Origin of the sequence: Citreimonas sp. (assembly GCF_042096055.1) — a bacterium.
Lineage (GTDB): Bacteria > Pseudomonadota > Alphaproteobacteria > Rhodobacterales > Rhodobacteraceae > Citreimonas.
In genome coordinates, this window is sequence record NZ_JBELMH010000020.1 from 33653 (window position 1) to 39840 (window position 6188).

Here is a 6188-nt window from a genome sequence, read left to right on the forward strand (position 1 = left end):
CGCGACGGCGACCGGATCACGCCCGGCGACAAGCTCGACACCGGCGACAACATCCGCCCTGCCGGCAACGACTTTCGCGCCGGCAGCGGCCTGCCCTACCCGCGCGTGCTGGCCAGCGCAGACATTGCGCTGCTCGCCGCCATGAACGTGGCAAAAGTGCCGGTCGCGCGGCGGCCGCGCGTCGCGCTGATCGCCACGGGAAACGAGCTCGTGATGCCCGGCGAGAGGCCCGGTCCTGACCAGATCGTCGCGTCGAACACATTCGGGCTGCACGCCTTGCTGCGCGACCTCGGGGCCGAGCCGCGCCTGCTGCCGATCGCGCGCGACACGACCGCGTCGCTGACAACCGTGCTCGGCATGATCGACGACGCCGACCTGATCGTGACCGTCGGGGGCGCATCGGTGGGCGACCATGACCTGGTGGCGCCTGTCGCCGCCACGCTCGGCATGCAGCGCGCGTTCCACAGGGTCGCCATGCGGCCGGGCAAGCCCCTGATGAGCGGCAGGCTTGGCGACGCAGTGATGATCGGCCTGCCGGGCAACCCGGTCTCGGCCATGGTCTGCGGCCACGTCTTCGTAGGTCCAGTGGTACGCGCGATGCTGGGACTGCCGCCACAGGCGGTACCGCGCCGGCAGGGCGTGCTTGCCCATGACCTCGCCGCCAACGGGCCGCGCGAGCACTACATGCGGGCCAAGCATACGCCCGACGGCTTGACGGTGTTCGAGCGCCAGGATTCCAGCCTGCTGCACGTGTTGAGCGCGGCCGACGCCCTGGTCGTGCGCCCGGTACGCGACGGCGCCCGCGCCGCCGGTGAGACCGTCGATTACATCCCGTTGTAGGCACGGAGGCCCGTGTTGACACAAAACAGGAACATCGGTAGAACAAAATAAAATTGCCGGAGGGGCACAGATGTTGACCAGGAAGCAGCTCGACCTGCTCGAATTCATCAACCGGCGCGTCGCGCGCGATGGCGTGCCCCCGAGCTTCGACGAGATGAAGGATGCGCTGGACCTGCGCTCCAAGTCCGGCATCCACCGCCTGATCACCGCCCTGGAAGAGCGTGGCTTCATCCGCAGGCTGGCGCACCGCGCCCGTGCGATCGAGATCGTGAAGCTACCCGAAAGCCTCGGCGGGGCGCCCGCCGGCACGCCGCGCGTGATCGACGGCGGGTTGTCGCAGACCGAGAGCCGCGAGACCCGGTCGAACGGCGCGGTCCAGGAACTGCCCCTGCTGGGACGCATCGCCGCCGGCCGCCCGATCGAGGCGATCGACGACGCCCCCGCAGGCATCGGGGTGCCGGGGCACATGATCTCGACCCGCGCGCGGCATTACGCGCTCGAGGTGCGCGGCGATTCGATGATTGACGCAGGCATCAACGACGGGGATGTGGTCATCATCCGCGAGACGGCCCATGCCGACGACGGCGAGATCGTCGTGGCGCAGGTCGACGGCTACGAGGCGACGCTGAAGCGCATCCGCCATTCCGGTGACATGGTGATCCTCGAAGCCGCCAATCCGGCTTACGAGGCGCGGGTTCTTTCTGCAGGCTCGGTCAGCGTGCAGGGTCGGCTCGTGGGACTGATCCGGACGTACTGAGCCACGCGATTACCCCTGGCGCGGGTTCGGGGCTGGCGCCGTGCCACAGCCGGCGCCCGCTTCGGTCGCGATCCGTCACCACGCGGATGCCGTCCTCGGCCTGCCAGAGGGCGACCGAGCCGCTCTGCTTCAGCGTCGTGGGGTGGAACAGCCGGCAATCGCCCGTGACCGGATCACCATCGCTTTGCACGACGATCTGCCCGGGCGTGCAACGCCCGAAGGCCTCGGCGGCGCGCTTGCCCTGCAGGTGCACGATCTCGACCGTTCCGAACGGATGGCGCGCGATCCGATCCTCGACCGGCTCTGACCAGCGGCGGGCCGATGCCTCATGCCCCGCCATGTCGCCGTCGTTTTCCAGCCAGACATCCGCGATGAAGCCGCCGCCTGTTTCCCGCGACAGCGCGCGCCCCTCCGGACCCATGATCCCCACGAGGCCTCCGTCGTCGGCGATCAGCACGTGCGGGCGTTCGGCCACGCTCCACAAGGCCGCGGCGACGACGATCGGCAGGGCGCCGGCCAGGCGCAACGGGCCGCGCAACAGGCACAGCATCAGCCCCCCGCGGCGATCAGCGGCAGCACCCACGGCCCCGGAGACACTACCGGGCGGACCGCGCCGTCCCATTGTGCGACGCTGCGCGCGACCCACAGGATCCAGTCGAGCCCGAGGCCCATCACGTGCAGCGCGATCCAGTCGAGCCCGAACGGCATCAACAGCGCCGACGCCACCGCCGCAGGAACCACGACCAGGCCCATCACGGGCACGCTCACCAGGTTCGCCAGAAGGCCGTAATGCGCCACCGTGTTGAAATGCGCCATGCCGATCGGCGCCGTCGCCAGCCCCGCGATCGCGGAGGATACGACCAGCGACAGCACCGGCGCGACCCAGCGGGGCAAGGGCTTTTCCCGCTGGCGGTTCAGCCGGCTGACCTGCTCGAACGTGGCCACCAGCGCGGTCGTTGCGGCGAAGGACATCTGGAAGCCCGGCCCCGTCAGCGCCTCGGGGCGCAGGGCCAGCACGATCAGCGCCGCCAAGGCGACGCTGCGCAGGCTCAGCGCCCGCCGGTCGAGCATCACCGCCACCAACGCAACCGCCGCCATGACGTAGGCGCGTTCGGTCGCCACGTTCCCGCCAGAGAGGGCGAGGTAGCCGGTGGCCGCGACCAGCGCACCGAAGGCGGCGACGCGCTTGGCCGCGGCACGGTGGCGGGTCAGCGGCAGCGCGACGAGACCCAGCCGCAACGCGCCGAAGACGAAGCCGGCGAGCAAGCCCATGTGCAGGCCGGAGATGGCCAGCAGGTGCGCGAGGTTCGTGTCGCGCAGATCCTGCAGCGTCGCCTGCCCCATGGCGCTCCGGTCGCCGGTGGTCACGGCCGCGGCGAAGGCGCCGGTTTCTCCGGGCAGGACGGCGCGCATGCGCTCGGACAACCACATCCGGGCCTTGAAGACGTGCTGACCCTCGCCGGCCGGTGCGAGCAGCAGCATCGGCGTTCGCGTGTACCCGACGGCACCCAATTCGAGGAACCAGGCGTGCCGGCGGAAGTCGAAGCCGCCCGGTTCGACCGCGCCCCCCGGCGCTCCCAGATGCCCGGTCAGGATCACGGTCGCACCCGGCGCCGCCGTGGCATAACCCTGTTCGTTATGCAACGAAACACGTACGCGCGCCGGCGTTTCGTCCGGCGCCATGCGCGCAAGCACCACGCGGTCCAGCGTTAGACGCACCGCGTCCGAGGCCGACCGGTCGATGTCGACCACACGCCCTTCGACCGGGCCGTAGTAGCGAAAATCCACGATCGGCCCCGCAACCCCGTGGCTGCGCGCGCCGGCCAGGCCGAACCCCAGCGCGACCAGACCGACCGCCACCACCGGGACGCGCGCCCACTCGGGCAGCGGACCGATGGCGAGGCCCGCCAGCACCGTCAGGCCCAACCCGACAAGCCCCGCGGCCCAGAGGACGCTGATCGCTGGTTCGACAATAAGCGAGAAATACAGGCCGATTCCGCAGGCAAGGCACACCGGCACCCAGGGAAACAGGTGACCGCGCTGCCGCGCCAAGGCAGCCGCGATCGGGCCTGACGGACGTGCCATTGCTTGCCCCTGCGCGCTTGCGTGGTTAAGGAACCGGCAACATCTGGCACAATCTTCTTTCCATAGGGTTAACCATGTCCACAGGTCCGGTCGTCACGCGCTTCGCCCCATCGCCCACCGGCTTCCTGCACATCGGGGGCGCGCGGACGGCGCTGTTCAACTGGCTGTTCGCCCGTGGCCGCGGGGGCAAGTTCCTGCTGCGCATCGAAGATACCGACCGCGCGCGTTCGACCCCGCAGGCGACGCAGGCGATCCTCGACGGGCTTTCGTGGCTGGGCCTCGACCATGACGGCGACGTGGTCAGCCAGGCCGAGCGTGCCGGACGCCACGCCGAGGTCGCGCACGCCCTCCTGGAAAAGGGGGCGGCCTACAAGTGCTTCACGACGCAGGAGGAGATCGAGGCGTTCCGCGAGGCAGCGCGGGCCGAAGGACGCTCGACCCTGTTCACCAGCCCGTGGCGAGACGCCGATCCCGCCACGCATCCCGACGCCCCGTACGTGATCCGTCTGAAGACCCCGACCGAGGGCGAGACGGTAATACGCGACCGGGTGCAGGGCGACGTCCGCATCGGCAACGACAACCTCGACGACATGGTGTTGCTGCGCTCGGACGGCACGCCGGTCTACATGCTCGCCGTGGTGGTGGACGACCACGACATGGGCGTCACGCACGTGATCCGCGGCGACGACCACCTCAACAATGCCGCGCGACAGATGGGCATCTACCACGCCATGGGCTGGGACGTGCCGGTCTGGGCGCATATCCCGCTGATCCACGGCCCTGACGGCAAGAAGCTGTCGAAACGCCACGGCGCGCTCGGCGTCGACGAGTACCAGAAAATGGGCTACCCCGCGCCCGGCATGCGCAACTACCTCGCGAGGCTGGGCTGGAGCCACGGCGACGACGAGTTCTTCTCGGACGCGCAGGCGCAGGAATGGTTCGACCTCGACGGGATCGGCCGCAGCCCCGCGCGCTTCGACTTCAAGAAACTCGACAATCTCTCGGGCCAGCACATTGCCGTCATGGACGATGCTGCGCTGCTGCATGAAATCGAGGCTTTTCTTGCCGCGACGGGCCAGTTGGCCTTGACCGAGGCACAACGGGAAGGGCTTTCCAAGGCCATGTATTGCCTGAAAGATCGTGCGAAAACCTACCCGGAACTGCTTGAAAAAGCCCATTTCGTGCTGGAATCGCCGCCGATTGTACCGGACGAGAAGGCCGCCAAGGCGCTCGACCCAGTATCCCGTGGTATACTGGGCGCATTGACGCCGCAGCTGCAAAATGCTAGCTGGAGCCGGGACGATCTGGAGGCGGTGATGAACCGGTTCGCGCAGGATCGGGGGACGACGTTCGGCAAGCTGGCCGGTCCGCTCCGGGCCGCTCTCGCCGGCCGCGCCGTGACCCCAAGCGTATTCGACATGATGCTCGTTCTGGGCCGGGAAGAAAGCCTTGCTCGGCTCACCCGCGCCGCGGCCGACGCCGAGGCTTGATCCCGGCACCCGGTCTAGTGATATTCCAATCGCGCGGGCCTCGGGTGGCCCCGCCCCACCGCAAGAGAAGGGACGCCGCATGGCCGATAGCCCCAAGACCGCAACGCTGACCATCGACGGACAGTCCTTCGAACTGCCGATCCATTCGCCCACCGCGGGCCCCGACGTGATCGACATCCGCAAGCTCTACGCGCAGGCGGGCGTCTTCACCTACGATCCCGGCTTCACCTCGACGGCAAGCTGCGACAGCACGATCACCTTCATCGACGGCGACAAGGGTGAGTTGCTGCACCGCGGCTACCCGATCGACCAGCTGGCGGCGAAATCGCACTACCTCGAGGTCTGCTACCTTCTGCTCTACGGCTCGCTGCCCTCGGCGCAGCAGCTCGAGGAGTTCGAGAACACGATCACGCATCACACGATGATCCACGAGCAGATGCACAATTTCTTCCGGGGCTTCCGGCGGGACGCGCATCCGATGGCGATCATGGTGGGTGTCGTGGGCGCGATGGCCGCGTTCTACCACGACAGCACCGACATCAGCTCTCCGCGCGAGCGCGAGATCGCAAGCCACCGCCTGATCGCCAAGATGCCGACGATCGCCGCGATGGCCTACAAGTACTCGATCGGCCAGCCCTTCGTGTATCCGCGCAACGATCTCGACTACGCGGCGAACTTCCTGCACATGTGCTTCGCCGTGCCGGCCGAGCAGTACAACATCGACCCGATCCTGGCCCGCGCGATGGACCGGATCTTCACGCTGCACGCGGACCACGAACAGAACGCGTCGACCTCGACCGTGCGGCTGGCCTCTTCCTCGGGCGCGAACCCGTTCGCCTGCATCGCGGCCGGCATCGCCTGCCTCTGGGGCCCGGCGCATGGCGGCGCCAACCAGGCCTGCCTCGAGATGTTGAAGGAAATCGGTTCGCCCGACCGCATCCCCGAGTACATCGCACGGGCGAAGGACAAGAACGATCCGTTCCGCCTGATGGGCTTCGGCCACCGGGTCTACAAGA

6 protein-coding genes are annotated in these 6188 nt (G+C 68.5%); 4 read left to right on the forward strand and 2 right to left on the reverse strand.

Features of this window, described 5'->3' with window-relative positions; translation table 11 throughout:
- A partial coding sequence (locus tag ACFDTC_RS06850) for a molybdopterin molybdotransferase MoeA (RefSeq protein WP_375258134.1) occupies positions 1-840 on the forward strand: 840 nt, incomplete at its 5' end.
- Between the two features lie 70 nt (positions 841-910).
- Positions 911-1597 (forward strand): transcriptional repressor LexA, encoded by a 687-nt coding sequence (gene lexA, locus ACFDTC_RS06855; protein WP_375258135.1) that lies wholly within the window; start codon positions 911-913, stop codon positions 1595-1597.
- Here lexA and ACFDTC_RS06860 read toward each other — a convergent pair.
- Both ACFDTC_RS06860 and ACFDTC_RS06865 read right to left on the reverse strand, forming a co-directional pair.
- On the reverse strand, positions 1554-2147 hold the full coding sequence (locus tag ACFDTC_RS06860; RefSeq protein ID WP_375258136.1) for a hypothetical protein: 594 nt from the start codon (positions 2145-2147) through the stop codon (positions 1554-1556). The genes lexA and ACFDTC_RS06860 overlap by 44 nt on opposite strands.
- Positions 2147-3682, reverse strand: a complete 1536-nt coding sequence (locus ACFDTC_RS06865) for a ComEC/Rec2 family competence protein (RefSeq protein ID WP_375258137.1) — start codon at positions 3680-3682, stop codon at positions 2147-2149. Before ACFDTC_RS06865 ends, ACFDTC_RS06860 begins: the two co-directional genes overlap by 1 nt.
- Before the next feature lie 74 nt (positions 3683-3756).
- Between ACFDTC_RS06865 and gltX the strand changes: the two genes are divergently transcribed.
- Positions 3757-5172, forward strand: a complete 1416-nt coding sequence (gene gltX, locus ACFDTC_RS06870; RefSeq protein WP_375258138.1) for a glutamate--tRNA ligase — start codon at positions 3757-3759, stop codon at positions 5170-5172.
- Between the two features lie 79 nt (positions 5173-5251).
- Positions 5252-6188: citrate synthase (gene gltA / locus ACFDTC_RS06875; protein WP_375258139.1), on the forward strand; the 937-nt coding region annotated here is incomplete at its 3' end.